Raw genomic sequence first — 24,099 nt, 5'->3', positions numbered from 1 at the left:
GCAGCGTAATTTGTTTTGATTTACGCTCTGCCGTAAAAGGAGCCACATCATGGACCTCACAGCAAGAACGGCCGAGCAGATCGGCGAGGCATTCCGCCGGACGCGAAAGGCGCGCGGCTGGACCCAAAGCGATATCAGCGCGCGCACGAATTTGCGCGTTGCGACGATTTCATCGCTCGAGAATGGTGACGCGGGAACCAAGCTCGCCACAGTGCTCGCTGTCATGGCGGCACTTGGGCTTGAGTTCCGATTGGTAGAGCGCGGTGGCTCGCTTGAGATCGAGGATATCTTCTGATGGCCAAACACGGGCGTAGTGGCACGATGCAAGTGCTTCTGAACGGACGGTTGGTAGGGGCTTTGCGTCTCGCAGGCTCAGGCGCAATCAGCTTCACCTATGATCCGAGTTGGCTGTCGTGGGAACACGCCATGCCTATCTCGTTGTCACTGCCTTTGCGCGAAGAGGCGCACCAAGGCGGCCCTGTCATTGCCTACCTGGAAAATCTGCTTCCGGACAATCAGGCGATACGTGAGCGCGTTGCCGCTCGGGTGCGTGCAGGCGGCACGGACGCATGGCACATGCTAGAGAAGATTGGGCGCGATTGCGTGGGGGCCTTGCAGTTCGTTTCGGGTGAGATCCCCGAGGTTGGCGCGCTCGAGGGCGAGCCCGTTTCTGAGGCGCAGATTGCGGATATGTTACGCAACCTCGCAAGCGCTCCGCTTGGCTTGGACGAGGAGGACGACTTCCGCATTTCCATTGCAGGCGCGCAGGAGAAAACTGCGCTGCTGCGCCATGAGGGCGCGTGGATCCGTCCATCTGGGCTTACCCCTACAACCCATATCCTCAAGACCCAGCTTGGCGTTCTGCCCGCAGGGATCGATTTGTCTGACAGTGTTGAGAACGAATTTTTCTGCATGAACCTCTGTCGCGCCATGGGCATGAATGTGGCTGAAGTCGAGATTGCCGACTTCGAGGACGTGCGCAGCCTTGTGGTGACGCGGTTTGATCGGCGCTGGACCAAGGATGGCCGCTTGATCCGCCTCCCGCAGGAAGATTTTTGTCAGGCACTCTCGGTCCCACCCAGCCAGAAATACCAAATGGATGGCGGGCCGGGGATCACCGAAGGGATCGGGTTGCTGACTGGCAGTGATGACCCCGAGGCGGATCAACGCGTGTTCTTCCGCGCGCAGGTGCTTTTTTGGCTCTTAGGAGCGACAGACGGGCACGCAAAGAATTTCAGCATCGCATTGCGCCCCGGCGGTTTCCGTATGACCCCGCTTTATGACGTGCTGAGCGCACAGAAAGCTGTGGATGACGGTCAAATCCGCCAGAACCGGATGCGCCTCGCTATGGCCGTCGATGGACACTACCGGATCAACGAGGTGGTGCTCCGCCATTTCCTGCAGGCTGCGAAGGCGGCAGGTTTTGGTGTGGCGCTGGCGGAAGAGGTCTTGTCGGGCGTTGCGTCTGAGCTCGAACCCGCCTTGGACAAGGCACTAGCAGAACTGCCGGATGGGTTTCCACAGCCATTGGCGGAAGCTATTGCTGCTGGCGTGCGACGTCGGGCGATTGCCTTTCATGCCGTATGATCCGCAGATCATTTTTCCGGTTTATGGTCGGTAGATCATATTTACTGCGAGCAATCTGCAGGCCCAGTACACGAGTTGCAGCGTTCCAGGCCAGCTTTGACGAGCCAACTCAGAGATTGACGGCCAAACTCAGATCCACAACGCCGTGTTTCTGATTGCTGAACATAAGCGGGCAGCCGTGCCAGACGCGGCGCAAGCACCGCTTCAACAAGAAAATTCCCCTGCGCCAGCGCATTCCTCGCGAGGCAAGTTTCTCGCTGACAGCCCCTTGGTGCCTGCTTTGGTCATGTTCATCGAAACACTCAAAGTGAGGATCAAAAAATGGCTACTCAAACTCTGAAACTGAACGTCAAATCCGGCGAAAAAGACGGCAAGAACTACTGGGACCGCTGCGGCGTCCTCTTCGTCAATGCCGACGAAAGCGGCAACATCACTTCGATCAACGTCAAACACAGCATGTTCCCCGAAGTCGAGATGGTCGCCTTCCCGCGCCGCGATGATGATCCGGTCACCGAGTGACCTCAGTGCCGGGGCGGGTCTCCCGCCCTGGCTTTCTGCAAGGGCCAAAAATCTTAGATGCAGTTGGGCTTTCCAGTTTTATTTCAGAGGGATACTGACCAAAGCTAAGGCCATAGAGTGGGAAAGCTTCTACATCATCTCGCGCGTGAACTGTGATCTGGATTTATGAGTCGAGCTATAGCTTAATGGCAAAAAAGTGCTCCATTGTTCTTGTGATTGGGGCCAATTCACTACAGTGCTATTGGTGAGCCATGGCCCGCACAAAAGATCAGGGGACGGTAGAGATCAGGCTATGTGGCCGTTGGCGTAAACCTATGCGCCAACTTCTGAGATTCTTGCGTGATAGAAGTCTTGAAGTGCACAAATCCGATTCTGGTCTAGCACCTCACCACTGATAATCTCGCCGAGTTGTTCTTCTACTGTTGCCTTAGTCGTCCATGGCGTGGATGGCTCGTTGGTCAGCCAGCGGTCTCGGATCGCAGCGCTTGCTGCTGACCTGTAGTTCATGGTTGCAAACTCTGGGGCATTGGAGAAGATAAGCCGCATACCCAGTTGCTTGAGGCGGATGTCGTCTAGTTGAGCGACAATTCGAGCGCGGTCACGCCAGTCGGCTGCGGTGAAATCTTCAAGGGCCTGTTTGTCATCGGCGCTATAGAAGCCGTCATAGATCAACTGTTCGACGTGTTGGCCGGGCTCTTTATCCGCATAGCGATCGGCCAAAGCCTGCCCCACTCGTTTATGAAATTCAGGGTGTGCAGAAACTAGCTGGGCGAGCGAACTGTGCGCAGCGCTGGGGTTGGCAACTGGGAATACGCTCGGAACTTTGTTCATCGCAATCGTCCGTATCAGTTTGGGAGATGCAGCGACCGCTTTGGCAAGATCTCGATCATTGGCATGGATGATAGACGCATCACAGAGGTCCAGATCGAGAAATGCCACAGAGTTACGGTTCTGCGGGTTTGTACCTGCATATGCACCGAAATAGGATCGTGGTGGCGCCGCGCCAAATCGTTCGATCAGGCGCACGGGATGCCCGCTTTGTAGCAATCGATCAACTTGGTGTTTATCGCGGTTCAACAAGCATTGATCCCATACGGCAGGGGCGCGTTTGCGAATGAGTGATGCCATATGGATTGTTGCCTCTACATCGCCGAGGGCATCATGGGCGTCATGATTGGCAAAGCCGTTGGAAGGGGCGAGACGGTCCAGTTTGAAACTCTCGCGACCAAGATCATCTATTGGCCATTCGAGGGCGTCTGGCACGCGCTCCCGGACAGCGTAGATCACCTTCATGAGGTCTAGCCGGTCATTGTTGTCAAACTGGGTTTGATACAAGCTGGGATGAAGATTTTGATAGAATGACTGCCTAAGAAACTCTTCGTCAAAAGCAAGTGTGTTGTATCCGGTCCATGTCGCCGGAGCCCAGCGTTTGATCAGGTCGCTAATCTGATGCGAAAACTCGAACCAGGATGGAAGAGCAGGGTCCATCAGCTGATCTGGCGAGACACCTGTCACAGCGAGAGCCCAAGGGGCTGGCAGAATGTGCGGCGCGAGCCTGCAGCGAATATCCACGCGCTCAACTTGGTTGAAGTCGTCATCCGTCAAGATCGCCGCAAACTGTAGGGGTTGGTCGAAAGCGGGTGATGTCCCCGTGGTTTCAAGGTCGTAAAATGCAAACATACGTGACTACTACCTGCCTTCTTCCGCCAAAGTCCAATTCCTACTGACCGTCGCGACGAAAGCCTAAGTGTGTCTTATCTAGCTGGGAATTCTCACACCAGCCTTGAGCAGGGTCTGAGCAAACTCCCGAAAACTCGGTCCTTCATTGCTGAAATTGAGAGTATTCAAGTCTAAGACTTCCTGATCAAATGCTTTCTGCGCCACTCGCCGAGGATCGGTCTCTATCATGTAGCGGGATTTTAGGTACAGAAGTCGGACGTCATTATCTGCTGAGTGGTCGATGATGGAAACATCGAAGGTATCGAACTCGACTTTCACCCGGGTCATCAAACGCGGCAGAAATGATGTCTCAAAATCGGCATAGGTTAGGGCAGTCAGCTTACGGCTGTTTATGTGTATTCTTAGCAGAGTTGTTTCGGACAGATCACCCGCCAGCCGTTCCGCGAGTGCAACATACCCTCGAAGCCTGACAGACAGTTCCTGGAGTCTGTCAGTGGAAAATTGGAATTTGCCGTGTTCTAAATGTCCGACCCCGGTAGCTACTGCAGCTGCGGCATCTTCTAAGAGCAGGTCTTGGTTGCCGATTGAATAGAGAAGCGCTTGTCCAGATTGTCTGACGTCAGCGCTCGTGGGACAGATTTGAGGATTTGAATAAGGGAGGATTTCGGGTTCATCTTATCGATTAGGAGATCGAGATGACGAAGAGGCCCCAGACATCGAAAGATGCTGCCGACAAGGTAGTTAAGAACATCCGTCGCAAAACCCGGCAGACCTATTCAGCTGAGGAGAAGATCCGCATTGTATTGGCAGGCCTGCGTGGCGAGGAGAGCATCTCGGTGCTGTGCCGCCGTGAAGGGATCGCGGAGAGCCTGTATTATAGCTGGTCTAAGGAGTTCCTTGAAGCTGGCAAGCGCCGGTTATCGGGTGACACAGCGCGGCAAGCCACGTCGCCAGAGGTTAAGGAGTTGCGTTCAGAATCCTTGGCTTTGAAAGAATGCGTTGCCGATCTGACCCTTGAGAACCGTCTGCTCAAAAAAAGCATGACAGGGGCTGGGGAGTTCGAAGAATGAGATACCCCGCGTCCGAAAAACTGGAGATCATCCGCACCGTTGAGGGATCGCATTTGCCGGTCAAACAGACACTCGACATGCTGGGCATCCCGCGCACGACATTCTATCGATGGTACGATCTGTATGTCGACGGCGGCCTGGACGGGCTGGCTGACAGACCCCCACGTCCAGGATCGGTCTGGAACCGCATCCCGGATGCCCGCCGTGATGACCTGATTGAGTTTGCACTGGAACATGAAGCGCTGACCACCCGGGAACTGGCCGTCAAATACACGGATGAGAAGCGGTATTTTATATCTGAATCATCGGCTTACCGCATTCTCAAAGCTGCTGATCTGATTACTGCCCCTGATTATGTAGTGATCAAAGCGGCGGAGGAGTTCAAAGACAAAACCACGGCCATCAACGAGATGTGGCAGACCGACTTCACCTACTTCAAGATTATCGGTTGGGGTTGGTACTATCTCAGCACGATCCTGGACGATTACAGCCGCTACATCATCGCCTGGAAGCTCTGCACAAACATGCGCGCGGAGGACGTAACAGGCACGATCGAGCTGGCGCTGACGGCGTCCGGTTGCGACCAGGCCGTCGTGCGCCACAAACCGCGTCTGCTCAGCGATAATGGCTCGTGCTACATCTCTGGCGATTTGGCTGAATGGCTGGAAGGCCAAAAAATGAAGCATGTCCGTGGGGCACCATTCCACCCGCAGACCCAAGGCAAGATCGAACGCTGGCATCAGACCATGAAGAACCGGGTTCTGCTGGAAAACTACTACTTGCCCGGCGATCTCGAACGCCAGATCGGCACGTTTGTCGACTATTACAACAATCAGCGCTACCATGAGAGCCTGAACAACGTCACACCCGCCGACGTCTACTTCGGGCGCGACAAAGCCATTCTCAGGGAAAGGAAGAAGATCAAGAAACAGACAATCCGCCAACGCCGCTTGCAACATCAAAAACAAGCCGCATAATCAATCACACAAACGAGCCAGAGCCTCCAATGCTCAAGCCGCTCTGATGTCCCATTTTATATGACGACGGACACATTGTTGCCGCCTCCGGTGCCGCCAAAGGCGATGATCGGGCTGGCGATACGGGCTTGCAGCTCCTCAAGTTCGGCTTGCCGCCGCCGCTCGAGCTCCTGAAGGCGCAGTTCTTCGGCCGTGGGTCCGGTTGGTGCTGGCGAGCGCGGGGCTTCTAGGCGTGCAAGCTCTAGATCATTTTGCAGGCGCTGGATTTGCCGTGCGCGTTCTTCCAACTCTTCGCGCAAAGCGGCTTGCGTCGCAGCGGCTTCGCTGCGCAGAGCATCGATCTCTGCGCCCAAGGTATCCAATGCTTCTGTATCGACGGCCGGAGCCTCAGGTGCTGGCGCGTTGCGCAGGGCTTCGAGCTCGGTGCGCATGGCGTCCATTTGCGCGCGCAGCTCTTCTGTCTCGCTGTCTGGTTCTGGCTCCGGCGGTGGGGTTGTGTCAATCGTTGCAGGCGTGGGCTCGAGCGCACCAAAGCCCGGTCCCGCCGCTTGGAACTCATCTGGGGCGGCGGTTTCCAAGCTTTCGGGTTCAGAGCCGCCAGAGAACAACAGCAATAGACTTCCAAGGGCAGCGATTGTCGCAATGCCGAGGGAAATAGTGAGAGCGGACGGACGTGCCTTTGGGTTTTGTGGTTTTCCTTCAAGCGCTTCGAGGCGTTTCTTAAGCTCAGTCGTTTCACTCATCGTGGTTTGCCTCGCTCATCTCTTGCACGCAAATCTCGTCCTCACCGAGCCTGAGCACCCATCGAGCGCTGACACCTGAGACGCGGATCACGCCATCTGGCCGGGCCAGAGCATTGACACTGCGCTCATTACCGCCGGACCATCGAAAGATCGCGGGCAAAGGCGCGTTCGCGGCAAAGCGGAAATAGGTGAAGGTGCCGTCGTCCCAAATTTCGCGTGGGGTGATCTCGGATCGCGCGCTGACGCCATAGGCGTGGTTTGCAGGTTGGCTTGCAGCCACACGCGATTGCTGGGGAGCGGACTCGGGATAGGTGAAACGGATGACGTAGAAGGTCGGCGAGCTTGCCTCGGTGACATTGAAATAATAGCTGCGCCGATTGGTATAGACGGTGATGTTTGTATGAGCGCCGCGTGTGACGGGCTTGATTGCAAAAGCCTGGCCACCGGGCACGCCGTCCAAAAGGAACCCTTCAGTGTCGCCTGCGATGATCGAGCGGATGGTCTCGCCTTGGCCAAACTCGATGCTGGTCACGTGGGTCAGGCTGGTGCGGATGCGGTAGACCTGCCCGTCCTGATAGGTGGCCAGCCGGACACGGGCATCATAGGGGCCTTGGCGCGGCTGGGTTTCGGCGTTGGCTGTGCCAGCAAGCGGTACGAGGAAAGCGAGGATCAGGAAAAGGCGGCGCATGGGTTACTCCAGACGATCCGAGCGGATCGCGTATTCGGTGACGGTGAAGCCGAAAGGGTTCTGCCAGACATCGTCGATCGACCGGCTATTCTCGGGCCGAAACTCAAACATCAGCGTTGCGGTGAAGAGCCCGTTTTGACTGCCTCGCGGTGAGGTGAGCCGCTTGCGAAGGCGCACCTGGGCGCGATTGGCGCTGATATGGGTGATCGACAGAACCTCGACTTCAAGTCGGGCATCTGTGCCGTAGCTGTCGGGCGGATAGGCTTCGTGGCCGCTGGTCCAAAGCGCGCGCAGCCCGGCGGCGGCTGCGCTGTCCGACTGATCCAGGACCCGCCGCACGCGCACATCATTGTCGAGCTGATTGTATGTCTCTCGATCAATGACATAGCGGTAGACCTGTGCCTCGATGATAGCGGGGCGTTCCGTGAGTGAGACCGCTTCAACCATGGCATTGGGGAGGGCCATGCCGGTTTCGCTATCAAAGGGCACGATCATGGGCGGCGGGTCCACGTCGAACAGAGCGACAAGAGCAGCGGCGAGACAACCTGCCATGCCAAACGCCATGCCTGTCAGCCCTAATTTCTGCCACATGAGCTCCCGTCGTCGTGCGCCGTAGACGAGCTCTTCTTCGATGATTTCTGCCTCGCTACTCATGGGGTCAGTCCGCACGCAGGTCTGGCAGGGTAAAGTCCATGTAGCGGCGCTCTTCAGCCAGCGTGGCGGCATCGGCAACGCCGGATTGACCCGCCCCCACGGTCTGGATGGCTTCCAACTCCCACATGCGCGTCATGGCGATCGCAAGCTCGGCGGTGACGCGGGTGTTGTGATCGACCGCTTCCTTGAGCGTTTCCATGTTAGGGATCAGGGAAACCAGCTGCTGGACCCGCTCAAGAGATTGCGCGGCCTCGTCATAGCTGTTCTCGGCCGCCGCTGACATAACGGCCCCTGTGCCCGCCTGGCTGGCAATTCGCTCAGCCCCCGGATTGCCGCTGCTGGCCATGTCAGACAGGCTGTCTTGATCGAAGCCTGCATCTTCTAGGGCTTGCGTCATGCGGCCTTCCATTTGAGGGGCCGCGTTGCCGATGAGACCGCTGAAATCGCCGCTTTGGATTTGCCGGATGGTGCCAAGGAGATCGCCGAATTCCTGATCGAGAAGCCCGTCGAGATCGCCACCCATTGCCATTTCGATGATATCCGTCGCTCCGGTCAGGGCGGCGTAAGTCTCGTTGAGCGTGTCGAGTTGCTGCTGCACCAGGTCGAGTTGTTCGAGAAGCGTGTCGAGCTGGTCGGTCTGGATCCCAAAATCCTCCAACATCTGCTGCAGCTGGCGAATTTCCTGTGCGATGTTGCGCGTGTCGACCGTGGGGACACCTTGGGCAGACAGGGGTGAGGCAACTAGCAACGCGCAAGTGGCTACGGTGGAAAGAAAACGGATCATCGGAGGGCCTCCAGATCGAATTGCATGAAGTCTTGTTCGCGGGCCTGCGCGGCCGCCATGGCCAGCTCTGCCGCGCTAAGCGGGCGGGTATGGGCGGCCTTGAGGCGCGTGCGGATCGCGATCAGGCGAGCGAGTTCAGCCCGCGCGTAGGTGTTGAGCGACATGGCCGCGTGAATGTCATCTATCTCACCAATGCGGGTGATGATGTCCTGCACCCGGAGCGCGGCCGCTTGCACCGACACCAAGGAGTAATCGCCGTAGACCCCTGCGCCGAAAGAGGTCAGGCTCATCGTGGAGTTGGCGAGCAGAACCGGATCAATCGTGCCGAGTGCATCAACACCGCCGACGCGTGCAAGGTAGAGATTGTAGCGCTCGGAGATCACCTGAACGTAGTGTTGGGTTTCGGCAAATGGCGGCACGCCGCTGTAGCGCTGCACATTACCCGGACCAGCATTGTAAGCCGCGAGCCCATGAATGATGTTGCCGTCAAACATGGCCAGCATCTGCGCCAGATAGCGCGCGCCGCCGGTGACCTGGATGTAGGGGTTTTCGTAGTAGGCTGGGTAAATTCCGAGATCCTGTGCTGTGCCCGGCATGATCTGGGTCAGGCCGAATGCACCAACAGGGGAGCGCGCGCCAATGGCAAAGCGGCTTTCTTGCCAGATCAGCGCCTGCAACAGACAACGCCATTGCTTGGGCGATAGGCCCGCCGCGCGCACGCCGGACATATTGTGCGTTTCCTGAGAAGCACGAATGATCAGCTCTTCGATCGAGCCAGAGGCATCGCCAAACATCTGGGCTGCGCCTGGGTTTGGGTCGACCGAACCATAGAGCGTGTCTGCGGCGCTTTCAGGCGATGAACCAGCTTCCAGGCTCGCGACCAGTGCGCCTGAGTTCCCGCTGGCAAGCGTCGCGGCATCGAGAATGTCTTCCAGCGCTTGGAATTGTTCTTGTTCGAGCTCTTCAAGCTCTTCTTCTTTGGACAGCCGGTCCCGTTGCAGCGCCAGATCCTGCTCGCCCTGCTGCAACACGCGCTCGCGCTGCAGGAACATGCCCGCATCAAAGGTCGGCACGCCTTGGGCATGGGCCAATGGCGCGTTGAGCCACACCAGACCCGCAAGGATATGCGGGCGGAGGCTATTCATGCAGCGAACCAATCGGCCCGAGCAGCTCGAAATTGCAATTGCTGCGGCTGACTTCGGCAAAAGAGTTGAAGCATTCAGCTTCGGACGGCCGGTATTCCGCGCAGGCTGTCAGGGTCAAAAGGGTGAGGGTCAGCACGCAAAGTCTACGCATCAATTTGTCTCCAAAATTCTGGATTCTGGCGGTAATCTGCGCCGACCAGCGCTTCGCCTTTTTCCATGCCGCCAAGGATCGTGAGGTAGGGCCCAAGGGCGCTGAGATCAGCGTCAATTACCACCGAGCCTTGATCATCGCGCACCAGTGCAAGACGGGAGTTGCTGCCGGTGCCGAGCAATACGCTGAGCTCTTTCTCAGAAAGTCCCAGCATGGTGTAATCGCTGGCCGAGGCGCGGATGTTGGGAAGCAAGAGCTGCGTCGGCACAGCCTCGACAATCGTCTTGCCGGTGCGGGTCTTTTCAAGCTGGCTTGCGTATTGGGTCATCATCACAACGACGGCATTCTGTTTGCGCGCCGTGACCAGCCAGTTGCTCAGCCGGTCGGCAAAATACGGGTTGTCGAGCGCTTTCCAGGCTTCATCGATGATGATCAATGTCGGTTTGCGATCCTCGATCACGCGCTCCACCCTCCGAAACAGGTAGGAGAGGACCGCCATGCGCTCTTTCTCGCTTTCGCTGTCGAGAATGCCGGTCAGGTCGAACCCGACGACATCACCATCGAGCGAGAAGGTATCCTCAGAGCTTTGCCCGAAAATCCAACCGTAGCGGCCATCAGCGGTCCATTCCTGAATCCGTTCGAACAGATCCCCTTCATCTGCCCCCGCCACAAAGAGCGAGGCCAAATCCTGCCAGTTGCGAAGGGCGGCATCGCTCGCTCCAGCGTTCTGGCGCACCACCTCCTGAATGCGGTTGATCTGAACAGGGCTCAGGGGTTTGTCGGTGCGATGCAGCAGCGTGGCCAACCAATCGGAGAGCCAGGCTTGCCCGCGCCCGTCGATTTCCGTGCGCAGGGGGTTGAGACCGGTGGCTTCACCCGCCTTGATTGCGCTGTAGCGCCCACCATTGGCCCGCACCGCCATTTCCATGCCAGCGCGATAGTCGAAGACAAAGACGCGCGCGTCGCAGCGCCGGGCTTGGGTCATGAGGAAGGCCGACAACACCGACTTGCCAGAGCCAGGACGGCCGAGGATCAAGGTGTGTCCGCCGGTAGGCTCTTTGTCTGGCTGTCCCGTCTCATGGTAGTTGAACAGGAAGCCCGAACGCTCCGGCGTCGGGAAGAGAGTGATCGGCTTGCCCCAAGGCACTTTGTGTCCGGGTTTGCCCATTTGACCGCGATGCAGCGCTGCGAGGTCGGCAAAGTTCGTATTGGTGATGGCGGCCTTACGGCTGCGCATCTGCCCATTGCCCGGATGCTGCGCGAAATAATGGGTCCGAGCCGCAAAGCTCTCATTCACCAGATTGACGCCTTCACTGGCCGCGATGTTGCGCACCTCGGCGGCGATTGCTTCCAGCTTTTCCTCGGTCTCGGCGAAAACCGCCACCGTCATGTGATGATCGCCAAAGCTGAGGCGCTTGGATTCAAGATCGTCCAGCGCGTCTACCAGTTCTTCAGCAAGGGAAATCGCACCATCATCACTGGCCTTCATCAGACGCTGTTGGCGCTTGATCCGGCTGGCCATGATGTTGCTGTTGATGGGCGTGAAGGAATGTGTGACCACCATGTCGACAGGCAGGTTCAGTTCATCGAACATGGTGCAGCTGGTTTTGGCTGGGTAAGTCTTGATCGCAAAACTGGTGCCAAACCGCTTGCCCGCCGTCCCATCGACGAGCGTGAAGCCTCGCCCCTGAAACGTGACGCGGGTGTTGGCTACATCTTCGGCAATGACGCCAAAGCGGGATTTTGCGAAGAGCGGTCGCTCTTGGCCGATATTGAGCGCGCCAAGGAACCCGAGTAGCTCGCCGCATTCAGCGCCGAGCAGGCGCGGGCTCATCTCAGAAAAGGACGAGAGCAGAAACCCGACGACCTCGTCGAGCTTGCGCAGTTGCTTGGCTGTCTGGTCTTTCATCTGTGCGATGGAGTCTGAACGTTTCAGGCGCAGCCGCGCGCCGAGGCGCGGACGTTTCAGTACAGTGAGCGTGAGAGTCTTGTCCCGCAGACCTGCACGCGCCATTGCCATTTGCCAACGGCTGTCCAGGGCTTGGGCAAACCCCTCATTGGGAACCGGTGGTAAGGCGGTCCCGATCGCTTTTGAAACCTTGTGGACGTAGAAACTGTACTCCGGCCCGATCTGCGCGATGATCGCAGCGAAGAGCGCGCGGATCTTTTCCAGATGAGCGTCATCGCTGGTCATGCTGTTGACGCCATCAAGGCGGATACACTGGAACAAAGCATTGCCGCGCGTGCGGATTGTCACGTCATTCACGAGGCTGACATAGGGCAGCATGCTGGCCATTGGACGCTCTTTGCGCGCCCAGTCTGGCAATATGGCAATATCATCGGAAGAATCACGCAGCATAGCTGTCCCCCGAATGGATCTTGCGATTTGGCGTCGGGGGCGTTTCCTGCAGCGCGGTGACCATCACCTCAAGAAAGGCCGGGTCCCAGTCAGCGGCTTTCCACAGCACAGGATAGGCCAGTGCGGCAATGATGATCACCGGCCAGCTCTGAACCCAGAGAAAAAGCAACACAAACCCGAACAGCCAAACCATGGCATACATGATCGGCAAGCCGATGAGCTTTGGCGGCCGGATCAGACCCAGGAAGAGGCGGGTTTGCGTTGCCATGCCGAATTTATGCGCCCCAGATGGCGGTCACGATGGTCGGTGCAGCTGCGATCCCTGCAATGGCGACCAGAACCCAGAGGGCTTGGCGGAAATCCAGAATGCCAAAGAGCCAGGATAGGAACACACCGATGAGGGCCAAAGTGCCAATCACAATGCCCAAGGGACCGGTGATTGTGTCGACGATGCCTTGCAGCAGGTTCTGCACCGGCGAGAGGTCGATGCTCTGTGCAAAGGCGGGGTTGGCTAACATCAAACTGGCCATAGCCAGCGACAGGATTATGCGGATTTGTGTGTGCATCAGGAGGCTCCAGTCAGTCGGTCACGCACGGCTATGACGCGGCGCACGTGATTTTGGGTTTCTCGGTAGGGAGGGATGCCGCCATAGCGCGCGACCGCGTTCGGCCCTGCATTATAGGCGGCAAGCGCAAGCTCAGGCGTGCCGAACTGCGCCAGCATCATGAGAAGGTAACGGGCAGAGCCATCAAGATTGGCCTGCCAATCATGCGGATCAACACCAAGCTGCGCGGCCGTCGCGGGCATCAGCTGTCCGAGGCCAATCGCGCCTGCGGAACTGCGTGCATTCGAGCGATAGGCGCTTTCGATCTCGATATTGGCTTGGAAGAGTGCCTGCCACTCGGTCACCGACAGACCGGCGCGGCGCAAAGCCGGGTGCCCGCCATACCGATGCGCCGTGCTTTCAAGAGCTGCGAGGATTTCAGGTCGGGGAACTGCGCGGGCGGGTGCAGGAGGGGGATCTACAGGCTCTGGCGCTGCAAAAACGATCAGCTCTGGTGGGTTTGCACCAATCCCGTCGACATAGTTTTGAGCAAAACCTGATTGGGGAGCTTTGGTCTCCAGCTGGCCATCGGCCCGCATGGAAAGCACGAAGCCTTCAGAATAGGCGGGTGCAGCAAGTAATGCTGCGAGGACGGCAAGTGGCTTAGCCCGCGTCGTCCAGCTTGTGTGAGGCGATCTTGCCTTCAAGCATCGGGATCGAGACGATCGAAACACCAAGGCCCGCAAGGAAGCTGGATAAGCCGTTGATCGTCTTGAACTCTCGGGCTGCCATGTTGTTGCGCGCAGTGACGAGCAGGCGACGCGTCTCGCCATCTGGCGAGACGCAATGCACGGTCCAAACCCCGGACCACTGAGCACCTGTACGTTTGGGCGTAACCCGGCACACAACATCCGCCGAATGATCCTCGGCAAGCAGCGTGCGCAGCCCATCTTCACTGACAACATTTGGGGCGTCTTGCATCAAATTCATAGGACCGAGCCTTGCAGAATTTCGCATGAGCCCGGCAGTCCCTCATGGACTACCGAACCGATACAATATTATAATCATGCAATCAATAGGTGCATTTTGAGTTTTTGCGCCATTCATGCGTTGAAACGAATTTACTGCAACGGAGTGGCTGAGCCAAGATAATATGGCGCTTTTGAAACAAACATTGGCGGTTATGATCGTTCTGAGCTGGAGTTCTGCCTCGATCGCGGGCAGTTGTCTGCCGCCTGTGCCGCCCTGGATGCCGACCAATGCACATGACGTGCAGGCCTATGCAGATCTGTTGCAGCGTGATGCGGAGACGTTTTTTACCGATGTCGAGCGGTACTTCCGTTGCCTGGATCAGGAGCGACGGGAGGTTTTTGAGCAGGTTAGGGACTTCACCGAAGACTACGCGCGCGTTTTGGAGCTTCTGGACGGCGTGAGGAAATGACACCGGTCCTCGAGTAGGGAAAGCTGGCGCTCAACAAAGCTGCGGCGAAGGTCTCCCATGCGGGGTAAAGTGTGAATTCGCCGCGCCAGCCTCAACAACCGCTTTCTGAGTATTGCGACCGCAGCGAAAAACACCAAGGGCGGAGACCGGACGTTCGCTGCGCGCTGGCGGAACGGCTGCACTGCGCTTGGAGCGGCGTTAGCAAATTGGCGAACCATGAAGGCCACTTGCTCGCGGTGCGCCGCGTCGCCGCCTCCCACGGATTAGAGACGATGCTGCCATTGCAGCCCGCATCCTGAACTTTCGCTGCAATGCGAAATTCAAAGTTTCTTGAGCGCGCAGGATGCGGGGCCAAGCCGCCATCCCGCAGCTTATCAATCGTCTTTTCTGTATTGCGCTCCCCGCGCCTAAAGACGATCGAGTTCTGCAACAAGGCTTTCGACCGCTTCAGCGGCTTGGCTCAATGAGGCCCCGCTAGACGGTGTGGCGCAGGCGATCAGCTTGCTCTCGGCGGTTTGTGCAAGCTCGCCGATAAGTGGAAATCCCAACGTTGTGGCGACCCCGGAAATCTTGTGTGCGAGACTCGTCGCCGCCTCCAGTGCAGCACGATCGTCTGGGCAGGATTCAATACAGTCCATCAGTTCGTCGAGATCCTGGACCTGTTGTTCTGCGCGGTCGATGAACCGTTTTCGGATCTGAACGACTGATGCATCGAATGCCTGTTGGAATTGCTCGGTGCTTGTCATGGAGCGATAACCTGGGTTTTGTTGGGATCAAGCTGCAGCGCTGTGGCGGCTTTCGGTGGCACCGGAGCGACGAGCCATCAGCTGCGGGCTGTGCAACAGACTCAGCCGGTTCGGGGCGGACCAGAGGCCGGGAGAATAGATTTCCCCCATCTCGAACGTGATCGGGCAGGAGCGCCCAGACGCCAGGATCGGAGGGGTCTGGTCAATCTCGAACTGGATCGACTTGAGAATTTCGTGATCAATCGCTGATCCGGAACCGTTGACCACCGCGACGAATCGCCCATCGCCGACATAGGTGACGAGGTGATTGGTATGCTTGAACCCCTCGGCGATGGCGTAAGCTGCATCTGACAGGATGTCATACATCTCCGTAGGATCGCATTGGGCGTGAACCGTGCTGAAGCCGGATATAGAGAACGCGACCGATTTGCTTTTCAAGGTCATCCAGTAGGTGAGTTGGAGCAGGTAGTTTTCCATAGCTGTCATGCTGATTACGCGCGGAACGTCATGGATAGTGATAGGATCTTCGGCTGCGAACTTGGCGCCAACACCGGTGCGTGATTTAAGAAGAGCCACTTCCGTGGCGGCCTCCTCGACCTGATGCGACTGTCGCGACAACCGATCTGCAATGCCGATCCGCACCCCGAGTTCGACCGGATCGAACGGCTTGTTGATGTAGTCCATCGCGCCCGCGGCGAAAGCGCGGTCAATGAAATGGCGCTCCTTCATGGCCGTGATCATCACGATCGGCGCGGTCGCATAGAGCGGCATCGCACGGACCATGCTGCACAGCTCGATTCCGTCGATACCGGGCATTGCGATGTCGAGCAGAAAGGCGTCGAAAGGGGCGCTCGACTCCTCGATGACCTTGAGAGCCTCGGCCCCCGAAGTCACCGAGATCACGTCAGTGTAGCCAGCTCCGCGAAGTGCGGACGCGAGAATCTCCAGGGCAAGATCGTCGTCGTCTACCGCAAGGATTTTCATAACGTTCCTCCGTTCGATTGCTGGTTTTGATCACCCAAGGGGGCAGATTGTTTCGCATCCATGAACACAGCTTCCACAAAGAATGTGATGAAAGTTGGGCGAAACATTCTGAAGTTGCATTTTTTTGATCGGCTCTCTCACGAGACGCTGACGCTGCCGGCCTGCCAGATTTCCCGGAGGTGTCCTGCAAGCTCCATCGGGTCGAAGGGCTTGGTTATCACGTCCAGTGCACCATTGCGGCGCAGGTTGTCTGCCATGTCTTTCTGGACGCGGGCGGTCATGAAAACGACCGGCACGTCGCTCAGGCCGGGGAGTTTTCGCAATTCGTTGAGCGTCATTTCACCATCCATGTCGGGCATCATGTAGTCCAGCAGGAACAGGTCGGGGGCAAACGCCTCGGCCTGTTCGATCGCGTCCTGGCCGCAAGCGCATTGCAGGACTTCGAACTCACCGACCATTTCAAGGGCCATGTTCGCGATCTCGCGAATGTCCTCGTCGTCGTCGACGTGAAGTATACGTTTCAACTCTGTCATGCCACTTAACTCCTGGACCATGCCACTTTCCATATTCCGACAACAATAACTCTTGATTGTTGCGATTGAAGGGCAGGAAAGCGGCAGTCTCGAGTTCATTGCTAGGCGGCGTTGGACTGGCACGTCACCTCGGCTAAAGGCTTGTCGCCCACATCCTCGTTGGATGCTTCGTCAATCGGCAGCTTGACGAAGAATGTCGAGCCTTTGCCGAGTTCGCTGTCGAAGCCAATCTCGCCTTTATGTGCCTCGACGATTTTCTGAGAAATCGTCATGCCCAAGCCGGTTCCTTTGCGGGTCACGCCATCAGCGCTTTTCAGTTGCGAGAAGGTCTCGAAGACGGCGTCGCGCATTTCCTCTGGTATACCGGGGCCATTGTCAGAGATGAAAATCCGCCAGAACCGGCCATCCTGGCACAAACCGATGCGCACGGTGCCGTTGGTCGGGGAGTATTTCGCCGCATTGGACAGAAGGTTCGCGATAACCTGCATGATGCGCTCAGGTGCTGCGCGGGTGGGTGCGGCTTCCAGATCGGTGTGAAAGTCAAAGTTCACATTCAGTTCGTCGCCATAGCCCCTGTTCATCTCGACCGCCTCTGCGACGAAGGTGACAAGGTCAATCGGGGACTTTGTAAACTCCATCTTGCCGGCACGGATCTTCTCGAGGTCGAGGATGTCATCTATGACCAGCAAGAGCCTGTCGGTATTGCGTGCGGCGATATCCAGAACCGACTGCGCCTTCTGATCGAAAGCTCCCAGCGCACCCGACTCCAGAAGCCGCAACGACCCCTTGATCGAGGTCAAGGGCGTGCGCAGTTCGTGACTGACGATCGAGATCGACTGCATCTTCGCAAGCTCGATCTCCTTGCGTTTGGTCGAGTCGCGCAGAACGGAGACGAACAGATTCCTGCCATCGTCGCCGCGGATAATGCGGGTGCTGACCTCGCCATGGCCTTCGCCGCGCTGCACATCAATCGTCACGACCTCTTCTTCCCCCGTGACCAGAGGCGCGACATGCGCGCGGAAAATCTTTTCATTCACCTTTGGGTCAGCGCTTCTGTCGGGATCGGCGTCGAGTATGGTCTTCTGGGTCAGTTCTCTTGCTTCCCAGCCACTGCTCCTCAGAGCCGCGCAATTGGCATAGACCATTTGCAGGCTCGCGGTGTCGCAGACGTAGACCTCGTCCTGAAGATGGTCGAACAATGCCTTGAGGGAACGAGCGTGCTGGGCGCGATGGAAATCCGTATTGTCGGTTCGGATCCCCACCGAGCGAACCAGCTTACCATGGTCATCCATCACGGGAACGAATGTGCCACGCGAGTAAACCCTGGACCCATCGGCGGCCATCTCCTCGTTCTCGCCTGACCAGATCTCGCCAGCCTCCAGTTTCTCGCGGGTCTGATTGTAAACGGTGTCGTTCTCGCCACCGGGATAGATCATGCTTATCGGCTTTCCGACAAGCTCATCGCTGGAATAGCCGAGACGCTCGGTAAACTTGTCGTTCAACGAGGTAATCCTGCCATCCCGGTCGGTCAGTGAAACCAGCGCATGCTGGTTCAGTGCGGCATAGATCAGCTCAATCTCCTCTTCCTTCCGGGCGACGATCTCCTTTTGCAGCTTGATCAGTTGATCGCGCCGGTAGACGGCTACGGCCAGAATACCCACAAGCAAAAGATAGAGCGTCGCATTCGCGAAATTCAGTCCGGAGAGCAAACGGGACGTAGCGTCAGTGAAAAGCGCTAGGCGGATTAGCGCAATGACGGCGATGCCAATCATTGCGTTGCGCAGGCATACCAACTTGCCACGCTGCAACTTCCCTTTATTTGCCATTTGTCCCATCCAGCTCCTCCAAGAAACTACCAACAACGCGGACCCACGAATTGTTTCTTGACCGTGTTCTATTCTAGGGATTTGGCAAGATTGCGGCAGTGCTTGGGCGATAAACGCATTAAACTGCGGCCGAGCGGATAAATTGGAAAGACGGTGCGGCTGGCCCGTCGTGACCTCACGCGGCGCATCGGGGCGGTTGAACCAACGGCAGGCGGATGAAGAAGATCGCTCCCGTGTCGTCTTCGCCGGTTTCGATCCAGATTTCGCCGCCATGCAGCTTCACCAGTGCATCGCTTATCGCCAGCCCAAGCCCGGTGCCGCCATGTTTGCGTGTGACGGTGCCATCAATCTGCCAGAACTTCTCGAAAACGCGCTGCCGGTGTTCCTCAGCGATTCCCGGGCCGGTATCGGCGATCCTGATCACCGTGTCGTCTTCGCCGGTTTCGTTCGAGATATTCACGTGGCCGCTGTCAGTGAACTTGACCGCGTTGCCGATCAGGTTGAACAGGATCTGACGCAGGCGCAGTGGATCAGCCATGATTTCAACGGCCGAGACATCTACCTGAAGATCAATCCCCTTCCTGCTTGCCTCGTCCGCAAATTGCTCGGCGCATTCCGTGACAAGCAAGCCAAGGTTCACCTGTTCCGGGTTGAGGTTGAAGCCCCCGTCCACGACCTTGGACATATCCAGCGTATCCTGAACCAGCGAGTGCAGGTGCGCAGCTGACTTCTCGATCCGCACGGCGCATTTCTTGATATCCGAGCTATAGGCCGCAACTGTCTCGCGCGTCCTGTCCGGATCGGAATTATCCGCCTCGAATGATTTCTCCATCGTCTTGTATGATGTGAGCATCTCGGGACGGGCAAGAAACTTGACAAACCCGACGATCACGGAAAGCGGCGTGCGTATCTCATGGTTTATGTTGGTGAGAAACTCCGTGATAGCTCGTGTTGCGGCTTCCGCTTCATGCTGGGCTTGTTTGAGATCGGTGATATCTACCCTGAAACCCACTGTCCCACCTTCACTGGTCTTGCGCTCCGCGATCTTGATCCAGCGTCCATTTACCAGCCGCTGTTCCTGTTCGCCCTCAGGGTCGCGGTGTGCGGCCATGCGTTCCTCGATCCACTCCGCTTCATTTCCCACGGCGTCGGCATATTCTCCACTCCAGGCACCATATTCGATGATATCGCGGAATTTCGCTCCCTGTTGGATGACCGGGGCCGACGCGCTGTAGAGCTCGCGATACCTAGCGTTGCAGAGCACGAGCCGGTCGTCCTTGTCAAAAAGGACAAACCCGTCATTGATCGCCTCGATCGCCTCCCAAAGCTGTGTCTTGGCCTTGGATTCACGCGCGCGCAGCACGCCCACGACGACAAAGACGATAACCGTGGTGAGAGTCGCGAGCATCGCCAGGGTAATGATCACAGTGCTGTTCTCGCCCCGAACCGGCCAGCCGGCTTTTGGGGCGATGCAAAATGTCCAGATCGCATCCATGACGGGGAAAGCGCTCAGCAGAGCGTCGGGTCCGCAGTGCGACATGGAGCCGAAAACAAGGTTGTTTTCCGCTACAATCGCGTCACCGGAATATGCCGCAATCGAATACTCTTCTAACGTGGTCAGGATAGCGGTGTCTTCGACCAGCTTGTCGAGCTTCATCACCAAAGAAACGAGGCCTTGGTCTTCGGCACCATTCGCCCCGGCCTGGCGGAACGGCACCCGCAAGATCAGGCCGCCCCCCCCTGCAAGAGGTTGATCGGGCCGATCAATACCGGCGCGTTCGCCTCAAGGGCCTGATCGGCACCTGCCGTGAACTCGGAGGGCTCGCGATAGTCGAGGCCTATGACGCTGGCATTGGCTTCATATGGATAGACATGGCGCACGACGAGATCGGGTGCATAGGCCAGATTGAGGATGTCCTCTCTGCCCTCGGTCATCCGGCTGGCCAGGTCGGTGAAGGCGTCTTCGCTCTCCTCGGGCATCAAGGATGCCGTCACGGCAACAGATTTCGCAATCGTTTCGCGCACCGCGAGTTCCGTGGCCAGCATTGCCGCCGCATGGTCGACCTGGCTACGCGCGTCCCTTTTGGCGGCGTCAATCGTTACCTGGGTGTCGATGCGATACACGAACACGGAAATACCCAAGATCAGCGCGACTGTCGCGATCTTGATAAGGGTGACGATCCAACCGTAGAGAGACCGCTTCACATCGTCTCCAACATGACGCCCCACCATCCGCGCGGCTTTGCCGCGACGGCCCGGCGGAGAGACCCGGCAGAAGATTTCAATACTTTAGCGATCGACTCTTCTCCTGTATTCTAGCCGCGATACGTATCTCGCTTGGTAGCACAGTCCCTGCTCGATTGTGTTTTGGGAGAGTATTCACGAGCGGTCGAGCTTAATCAACCCCTGATTGTTAGGGGCTGTTGCAGGATCTACACATTACAGGGTTTTGACGATTGCATTCTTTGCATTCGAGCGGCGTCTGACTGGCCATGCGCCAGTATGACCCCGGATACTATATATGATGCACCAGTGCGCCGATCGGATCAAGGCACGCTGGCCTTGCTCGGAGGATTGCTGCAAGACCCGGAACGGCTTCTCTGGCATGCAATAATCCATCATTTCCATCCACCGGCGCGGACGATTTCGGGGTTTCTGGCCAGAGGGCACGGACATCTCTTCGATTTCCCGCACATTCGCTATAAAGGCCCGCCAGGCTTGACCGCTACCGTGCTGTGCCTTCGATCATCGACGGCTCTTAGATCAAACATCTGGCAGACACCCGAAGCCGAAAGAAGGCGGCGTGGAACCGCCCCTCAAGTTGCTCTGTATGCTGTCAGGCGGAATATCCGCCTCAGTGTTGGCCCAAATCTGCATTCACACCTGAAGCCAATGACCTCATCTCGCAGCTGTTCCTATTTCTGCTAGCACGACGGTCGGTGAAACCACGTCCGCTTAGTGGCTGGAACCGATCTTTCGTGAAGTGCGGCGCGAATATCAGCTCCGGGCCGTTGGCTCCTATTCTACGGCGCGGTAATGGGAGGTGGCTTTCTTCTCTTGCCCGACAGCGCATTGCCCGCAATCGCCGCGAGCAGCACTGCGCCGCCGATCAGGGTATTTTCGGTCGCGGTTTCCCCCAGAAACAGCCACACCCAGAGTGGGCCGAGCAGGACTTCGGCCAGAGACAGCAGAGCGAGCTCTGCTGCCGGGAGGCTGCGCGAGCCCAGCGTGTAGAGGATCAGACCGGCGCCGACCTGGAATACCCCCATACCCATCGCAATGCCGCCATCACTGGGGCTCAATACGATTGAGAGCCCGAGGCCTAGGCATATGGCCAAAGTAATTACGATCGCGAAGAGACCCGAAAGAAAGACCGCTGGCAGCATCTCACCGGTTCGCCCCCATCGCAGGGCCACGGTGAAGACCGCGAAGCCAAAGGCCGATCCGAGCGCGGCAAGGCTGCCCCTCAGGACCACGCTTCCGGACTTGTCGGCGACCATGATCGCGATCCCGCCGATTGCGACGGCGATCGCTATCCAGGTTGCCGCGCGAACGGGTTCTCGCAACACGATCCATCCGAGTACTGCAGCCATAAACGGTGCTGTCGCGAACAAAAGCATCGCATTCGCGACCGAAGTGTTCTGGATCGCGTAGATGCCGCCGGAATAGGCCGCGACCAGTGAAAGCCCTGCGATGATGGCAGGGGCGCCGATACGGCGGATCTGAACAAACGGGCTTTCGCCAGACCGCACGCGGATAAGCACGTAAAGAAACAGCGACATGCTGATCGACCGATAGAGCAGAATCTGCCACACGACAGCATCTTCGATCAGGCGAATGCCAAGGCCGACGGTCGACCACAAGACCCCCGCCGCAAAGACGAAGAGCACACCGTACTTGTGGGCGTCCGCATGAGAAGAGGAGGGTGAGATAGATTTCATTTCGGGCCAATCGAAGTGGTCACTCCAGGCAAGTTAGCTTCTCAGCCAGAGTTTGTATTACTCATATGCGACATTGGCGCAGAATGCTGGGCGCGGTCTTGCCTAACCAAGAATGCTGCGTTGTGTGCGAATGGCCGTTCTGGTGACGCTGCTGCAAAGCATTCAACACATCAGCCAGCGGCGGCTCAGGGCCGATAGTTTTGAAATGCGCCATTGGATGGATATCGAAGGCGAGCGCGAACAGGAGGTCGAGAAGGATCGCGACATCGACCGGGGACCGTGGAGTAGCCCCCTGAAAGTGGTCCACCAACGGGGATAGGATATCCCTCAAATTTGGAGGATCAGCGATGGCTGGGAAACGAGAGAAACCCGAAGAGATTGTATCGAAGCTTCGTCAGGTTGAAGTTCTGCAAGGACAAGGCGCGACGATTGCGGAGGCTGTGCGGCAGATTGGCGTGACGCAGCAGACATTTTATCGATGGCGCAAGCTCTATGGCGGGATGCAGCGATCTCAGCTCGCCCGGCTGAAAGAGCTGGAGAAGGAGAACCAGCGACTGCGGCGGGCGGTGTCGGACCTGACACTGGACAAGCTCATTCTGTCTGAAGCCGCGAAGGGAAACTTCTGAGCCCTTCGCGTCGCCGAAAGTGCATCGACCATGTTCGGCAAGAGCTTGGTGTGTCCGAGCGCCGCGCCTGCCGCACGCTTGGACAGCACCGATCCACGCAGCGCAAGGTACCGCAAGGCCGTGCAGATGAAGAACGTCTAACCGACGACATTATCAAACTGGCTGATCAGTACGGCCGCTATGGATATCGGATGGTGGCCGGTCTGCTCAACAATGCGGGCTGGTGTGTGAACCACAAGCGGGTTGAGCGCATCTGGCGACGCGAAGGGCTGAAAGTCCCACAGAAACAAAAGAAGAAAGGTCGGCTCTGGCTGAACGATGGCTCCTGCGTACGTCTGCGGCCCGAACGCCCAAACCATGTCTGGTCCTACGACTTTGTCCAGGATCGGACCGCTGACGGGCGCGTCTATCGGACGCTGAACATCATTGATGAATACACAAGGGAGGCGCTCATGATCCGTGTGGATCGCAAACTCAACTCGACAGACGTGCTAGATGCATTGACCGATCTGTTCATCCTACGTGGGCCGCCAGAGTATATCCGTTCCGACAACGGCCCGGAGTTTATTGCTCAGAAGGTGCGGGACTGGATCGCAGCAGTCGGAGCAAAGACGGCTTACATCGAACCAGGCTCACCATGGGAAAACGGATACTGTGAAAGCTTCAACGCTCGGTTCCGCGACGAGCTGCTCAACGGAGAAATTTTCTACAGCTTGCGCGAAGCCCAAATCCTGATCGAGCAATGGCGCATTCACTACAACACGGTCAGGCCGCACAGCTCATTGGGCTATCGTCCGCCTGCGCCCGAAACCATCGTGCCAATGGACCAGAGGCCCACGATGCACTAACAATCAAACCGGACCACCCAATGGGGGCACGCCAAGACTATGCGCGCGTTCTGGAGTTCCTGGATGATATGAGGAAATGATACCCGTCCTCACATAGAGAAAGCTGTCGTTCAACAAAGCTGCGGCGAAGGTCTCCAACGCGGGAAAACCGGACTTATGCAGCCGCAGCTACTGCTGACGCAGCATTTTTCGCATGTGCGGAAGCTTGATCGTTGCTCAGCGGTCGGTGTCGCCCAACCGGCCTTTCTCAAG

Annotated in this window: 27 protein-coding genes; 7 read left to right on the top strand and 20 right to left on the bottom strand. The window is 57.6% G+C overall.

Annotated elements, in window-relative coordinates; translation table 11 throughout:
- The first annotated feature begins 49 nt into the window (after positions 1–49).
- The 3 genes from FTO60_RS11815 (at position 50) to FTO60_RS11805 (ending at position 2,106) form a co-directional block, all read left to right on the top strand.
- Complete coding sequence (locus FTO60_RS11815) at positions 50–295, top strand: helix-turn-helix domain-containing protein (protein ID WP_148056145.1); 246 nt, start codon at positions 50–52, stop codon at positions 293–295.
- Positions 295–1,587: a type II toxin-antitoxin system HipA family toxin gene (locus tag FTO60_RS11810; protein WP_148056144.1), complete on the top strand. Its 1,293-nt coding sequence runs from the start codon at positions 295–297 to the stop codon at positions 1,585–1,587. Before FTO60_RS11815 ends, FTO60_RS11810 begins: the two co-directional genes overlap by 1 nt.
- Positions 1,588–1,908: 321 nt before the next feature.
- On the top strand, positions 1,909–2,106 hold the full coding sequence (locus tag FTO60_RS11805; protein ID WP_148056143.1) for a hypothetical protein: 198 nt from the start codon (positions 1,909–1,911) through the stop codon (positions 2,104–2,106).
- Positions 2,107–2,418: 312 nt separating this feature from the next.
- Here the strand turns inward: FTO60_RS11805 and FTO60_RS11800 are convergent, their stop codons facing one another.
- Both FTO60_RS11800 and FTO60_RS11795 read right to left on the bottom strand, forming a co-directional pair.
- The gene (locus tag FTO60_RS11800) at positions 2,419–3,786 is read right to left on the bottom strand and encodes an exonuclease domain-containing protein (RefSeq protein WP_148056142.1); all 1,368 of its coding nucleotides are present in this window, start codon (positions 3,784–3,786) and stop codon (positions 2,419–2,421) included.
- A 78-nt stretch (positions 3,787–3,864) separates the two neighbouring features.
- A complete protein-coding gene (locus tag FTO60_RS11795) occupies positions 3,865–4,113 on the bottom strand; it encodes a hypothetical protein (RefSeq protein ID WP_148056141.1) in 249 nt (82 codons plus the stop codon).
- Between the two features lie 368 nt (positions 4,114–4,481).
- Between FTO60_RS11795 and FTO60_RS11790 the strand changes: the two genes are divergently transcribed.
- Positions 4,482–5,833, top strand: a protein-coding gene (locus FTO60_RS11790) for an IS3 family transposase (protein WP_148056140.1) whose coding sequence is annotated in 2 segments (ribosomal slippage) — positions 4,482–4,818 and positions 4,818–5,833 — 1,353 coding nt in all. Because the reading frame shifts where the segments join, the coding sequence is not laid out codon by codon here.
- A 56-nt stretch (positions 5,834–5,889) separates the two neighbouring features.
- Here FTO60_RS11790 and FTO60_RS11785 read toward each other — a convergent pair.
- From FTO60_RS11785 to FTO60_RS11740, 11 genes are all read right to left on the bottom strand, one after another.
- Complete coding sequence (locus FTO60_RS11785) at positions 5,890–6,576, bottom strand: hypothetical protein (protein ID WP_197738496.1); 687 nt, start codon at positions 6,574–6,576, stop codon at positions 5,890–5,892.
- Entirely contained in the window at positions 6,569–7,264 is a 696-nt protein-coding gene (locus FTO60_RS11780; RefSeq protein WP_148056139.1) for a TrbG/VirB9 family P-type conjugative transfer protein, read from the bottom strand. The genes FTO60_RS11785 and FTO60_RS11780 overlap by 8 nt, the downstream gene beginning before the upstream one ends.
- A gap of 3 nt (positions 7,265–7,267) precedes the next feature.
- Positions 7,268–7,918, bottom strand: coding sequence for a virB8 family protein (locus tag FTO60_RS11775; RefSeq protein WP_148056138.1), 651 nt, complete (start codon positions 7,916–7,918; stop codon positions 7,268–7,270).
- A gap of 4 nt (positions 7,919–7,922) precedes the next feature.
- The gene (locus tag FTO60_RS11770; protein WP_148056137.1) at positions 7,923–8,702 is read right to left on the bottom strand and encodes a type IV secretion system protein; all 780 of its coding nucleotides are present in this window, start codon (positions 8,700–8,702) and stop codon (positions 7,923–7,925) included.
- Positions 8,699–9,847, bottom strand: a complete 1,149-nt coding sequence (locus FTO60_RS11765; protein ID WP_148057139.1) for a lytic transglycosylase domain-containing protein — start codon at positions 9,845–9,847, stop codon at positions 8,699–8,701. The genes FTO60_RS11770 and FTO60_RS11765 overlap by 4 nt, the downstream gene beginning before the upstream one ends.
- Positions 9,840–9,998, bottom strand: a complete 159-nt coding sequence (locus FTO60_RS17715) for a hypothetical protein (protein ID WP_165821375.1) — start codon at positions 9,996–9,998, stop codon at positions 9,840–9,842. Before FTO60_RS17715 ends, FTO60_RS11765 begins: the two co-directional genes overlap by 8 nt.
- Entirely contained in the window at positions 9,991–12,357 is a 2,367-nt protein-coding gene (locus tag FTO60_RS11760; protein ID WP_148056136.1) for a type IV secretion system protein B4, read from the bottom strand. The genes FTO60_RS17715 and FTO60_RS11760 overlap by 8 nt, the downstream gene beginning before the upstream one ends.
- Positions 12,347–12,625: a type IV secretion system protein VirB3 gene (locus tag FTO60_RS11755; RefSeq protein WP_108785957.1), complete on the bottom strand. Its 279-nt coding sequence runs from the start codon at positions 12,623–12,625 to the stop codon at positions 12,347–12,349. Before FTO60_RS11755 ends, FTO60_RS11760 begins: the two co-directional genes overlap by 11 nt.
- Positions 12,626–12,632: 7 nt before the next feature.
- Positions 12,633–12,923: a TrbC/VirB2 family protein gene (locus FTO60_RS11750; protein WP_108785956.1), complete on the bottom strand. Its 291-nt coding sequence runs from the start codon at positions 12,921–12,923 to the stop codon at positions 12,633–12,635.
- On the bottom strand, positions 12,923–13,501 hold the full coding sequence (locus tag FTO60_RS11745) for a lytic transglycosylase domain-containing protein (RefSeq protein ID WP_108785955.1): 579 nt from the start codon (positions 13,499–13,501) through the stop codon (positions 12,923–12,925). The genes FTO60_RS11750 and FTO60_RS11745 overlap by 1 nt, the downstream gene beginning before the upstream one ends.
- A 64-nt stretch (positions 13,502–13,565) precedes the next feature.
- Positions 13,566–13,883 (bottom strand): hypothetical protein, encoded by a 318-nt coding sequence (locus FTO60_RS11740; RefSeq protein ID WP_254696794.1) that lies wholly within the window; start codon positions 13,881–13,883, stop codon positions 13,566–13,568.
- 172 nt (positions 13,884–14,055) lie between these two features.
- On the opposite strand from FTO60_RS11740, the gene FTO60_RS11735 reads away from it, so the two are divergent.
- Positions 14,056–14,343, top strand: a complete 288-nt coding sequence (locus FTO60_RS11735) for a hypothetical protein (RefSeq protein WP_172623876.1) — start codon at positions 14,056–14,058, stop codon at positions 14,341–14,343.
- Positions 14,344–14,750: 407 nt separating this feature from the next.
- Here FTO60_RS11735 and FTO60_RS11730 read toward each other — a convergent pair whose 3' ends face one another.
- The 7 genes from FTO60_RS11730 to FTO60_RS11700 all read right to left on the bottom strand — a co-directional run bounded on the left by FTO60_RS11730 (position 14,751) and on the right by FTO60_RS11700 (position 22,373).
- On the bottom strand, positions 14,751–15,089 hold the full coding sequence (locus FTO60_RS11730; RefSeq protein ID WP_148056133.1) for an Hpt domain-containing protein: 339 nt from the start codon (positions 15,087–15,089) through the stop codon (positions 14,751–14,753).
- 27 nt (positions 15,090–15,116) lie between these two features.
- Entirely contained in the window at positions 15,117–16,073 is a 957-nt protein-coding gene (locus tag FTO60_RS11725; RefSeq protein ID WP_148056132.1) for a PleD family two-component system response regulator, read from the bottom strand.
- A gap of 137 nt (positions 16,074–16,210) precedes the next feature.
- The gene (locus FTO60_RS11720; protein ID WP_148056131.1) at positions 16,211–16,606 is read right to left on the bottom strand and encodes a response regulator; all 396 of its coding nucleotides are present in this window, start codon (positions 16,604–16,606) and stop codon (positions 16,211–16,213) included.
- 101 nt (positions 16,607–16,707) lie between these two features.
- Positions 16,708–18,441: an ATP-binding protein gene (locus FTO60_RS11715; protein ID WP_172623875.1), complete on the bottom strand. Its 1,734-nt coding sequence runs from the start codon at positions 18,439–18,441 to the stop codon at positions 16,708–16,710.
- 166 nt (positions 18,442–18,607) lie between these two features.
- A complete protein-coding gene (locus FTO60_RS11710; RefSeq protein WP_254696948.1) occupies positions 18,608–20,149 on the bottom strand; it encodes a cell wall metabolism sensor histidine kinase WalK in 1,542 nt (513 codons plus the stop codon).
- An 8-nt stretch (positions 20,150–20,157) separates the two neighbouring features.
- Positions 20,158–20,637 carry a CHASE domain-containing protein gene (locus FTO60_RS11705; RefSeq protein ID WP_172623874.1) on the bottom strand — a complete coding sequence of 160 codons (480 nt, stop codon included), beginning with the start codon at positions 20,635–20,637 and terminating at the stop codon, positions 20,158–20,160.
- An 818-nt stretch (positions 20,638–21,455) separates the two neighbouring features.
- Entirely contained in the window at positions 21,456–22,373 is a 918-nt protein-coding gene (locus FTO60_RS11700) for a DMT family transporter (RefSeq protein WP_148056127.1), read from the bottom strand.
- A gap of 130 nt (positions 22,374–22,503) precedes the next feature.
- Here FTO60_RS11700 and FTO60_RS11695 point away from each other — a divergent pair, with 130 nt between their 5' ends.
- Both FTO60_RS11695 and FTO60_RS11690 read left to right on the top strand, forming a co-directional pair.
- Positions 22,504–22,692, top strand: a complete 189-nt coding sequence (locus FTO60_RS11695; protein ID WP_148056126.1) for a hypothetical protein — start codon at positions 22,504–22,506, stop codon at positions 22,690–22,692.
- A gap of 28 nt (positions 22,693–22,720) precedes the next feature.
- Positions 22,721–23,847, top strand: a protein-coding gene (locus FTO60_RS11690) for an IS3 family transposase (RefSeq protein WP_148056125.1) whose coding sequence is annotated in 2 segments (ribosomal slippage) — positions 22,721–22,985 and positions 22,985–23,847 — 1,128 coding nt in all. Because the reading frame shifts where the segments join, the coding sequence is not laid out codon by codon here.
- Positions 23,848–24,099: the final 252 nt, after the last annotated feature.

It is taken from the genome of Octadecabacter sp. SW4 (genome assembly GCF_008065155.1).
Classification (GTDB): domain Bacteria; phylum Pseudomonadota; class Alphaproteobacteria; order Rhodobacterales; family Rhodobacteraceae; genus SW4.
The sequence above is the reverse complement of the archived record's forward strand: the minus strand, read 5'-3'. Positions and strand labels throughout refer to the sequence as shown.

Coding starts and splice junctions, on each gene's coding strand:
- FTO60_RS11730 (WP_148056133.1), bottom strand. CDS start 15,089: ATGACAAGCACCGAGCAATTCCAACAGGCATTCGATGCATCAGTCGTT.
- FTO60_RS11765 (WP_148057139.1), bottom strand. CDS start 9,847: ATGAATAGCCTCCGCCCGCATATCCTTGCGGGTCTGGTGTGGCTCAAC.
- FTO60_RS11815 (WP_148056145.1), top strand. CDS start 50: ATGGACCTCACAGCAAGAACGGCCGAGCAGATCGGCGAGGCATTCCGC.
- FTO60_RS11785 (WP_197738496.1), bottom strand. CDS start 6,576: ATGAGTGAAACGACTGAGCTTAAGAAACGCCTCGAAGCGCTTGAAGGA.
- FTO60_RS11780 (WP_148056139.1), bottom strand. CDS start 7,264: ATGCGCCGCCTTTTCCTGATCCTCGCTTTCCTCGTACCGCTTGCTGGC.
- FTO60_RS11750 (WP_108785956.1), bottom strand. CDS start 12,923: ATGCACACACAAATCCGCATAATCCTGTCGCTGGCTATGGCCAGTTTG.
- FTO60_RS11740 (WP_254696794.1), bottom strand. CDS start 13,883: ATGCAAGACGCCCCAAATGTTGTCAGTGAAGATGGGCTGCGCACGCTG.
- FTO60_RS11745 (WP_108785955.1), bottom strand. CDS start 13,501: ATGCGGGCCGATGGCCAGCTGGAGACCAAAGCTCCCCAATCAGGTTTT.
- FTO60_RS11700 (WP_148056127.1), bottom strand. CDS start 22,373: ATGAAATCTATCTCACCCTCCTCTTCTCATGCGGACGCCCACAAGTAC.
- FTO60_RS11725 (WP_148056132.1), bottom strand. CDS start 16,073: ATGAAAATCCTTGCGGTAGACGACGACGATCTTGCCCTGGAGATTCTC.
- FTO60_RS11775 (WP_148056138.1), bottom strand. CDS start 7,918: ATGAGTAGCGAGGCAGAAATCATCGAAGAAGAGCTCGTCTACGGCGCA.
- FTO60_RS11760 (WP_148056136.1), bottom strand. CDS start 12,357: ATGCTGCGTGATTCTTCCGATGATATTGCCATATTGCCAGACTGGGCG.
- FTO60_RS11695 (WP_148056126.1), top strand. CDS start 22,504: ATGGCCGTTCTGGTGACGCTGCTGCAAAGCATTCAACACATCAGCCAG.
- FTO60_RS17715 (WP_165821375.1), bottom strand. CDS start 9,998: ATGCGTAGACTTTGCGTGCTGACCCTCACCCTTTTGACCCTGACAGCC.
- FTO60_RS11810 (WP_148056144.1), top strand. CDS start 295: ATGGCCAAACACGGGCGTAGTGGCACGATGCAAGTGCTTCTGAACGGA.
- FTO60_RS11805 (WP_148056143.1), top strand. CDS start 1,909: ATGGCTACTCAAACTCTGAAACTGAACGTCAAATCCGGCGAAAAAGAC.
- FTO60_RS11735 (WP_172623876.1), top strand. CDS start 14,056: ATGGCGCTTTTGAAACAAACATTGGCGGTTATGATCGTTCTGAGCTGG.
- FTO60_RS11715 (WP_172623875.1), bottom strand. CDS start 18,441: ATGGGACAAATGGCAAATAAAGGGAAGTTGCAGCGTGGCAAGTTGGTA.
- FTO60_RS11755 (WP_108785957.1), bottom strand. CDS start 12,625: ATGGCAACGCAAACCCGCCTCTTCCTGGGTCTGATCCGGCCGCCAAAG.
- FTO60_RS11770 (WP_148056137.1), bottom strand. CDS start 8,702: ATGATCCGTTTTCTTTCCACCGTAGCCACTTGCGCGTTGCTAGTTGCC.
- FTO60_RS11800 (WP_148056142.1), bottom strand. CDS start 3,786: ATGTTTGCATTTTACGACCTTGAAACCACGGGGACATCACCCGCTTTC.
- FTO60_RS11795 (WP_148056141.1), bottom strand. CDS start 4,113: ATGACCCGGGTGAAAGTCGAGTTCGATACCTTCGATGTTTCCATCATC.
- FTO60_RS11720 (WP_148056131.1), bottom strand. CDS start 16,606: ATGACAGAGTTGAAACGTATACTTCACGTCGACGACGACGAGGACATT.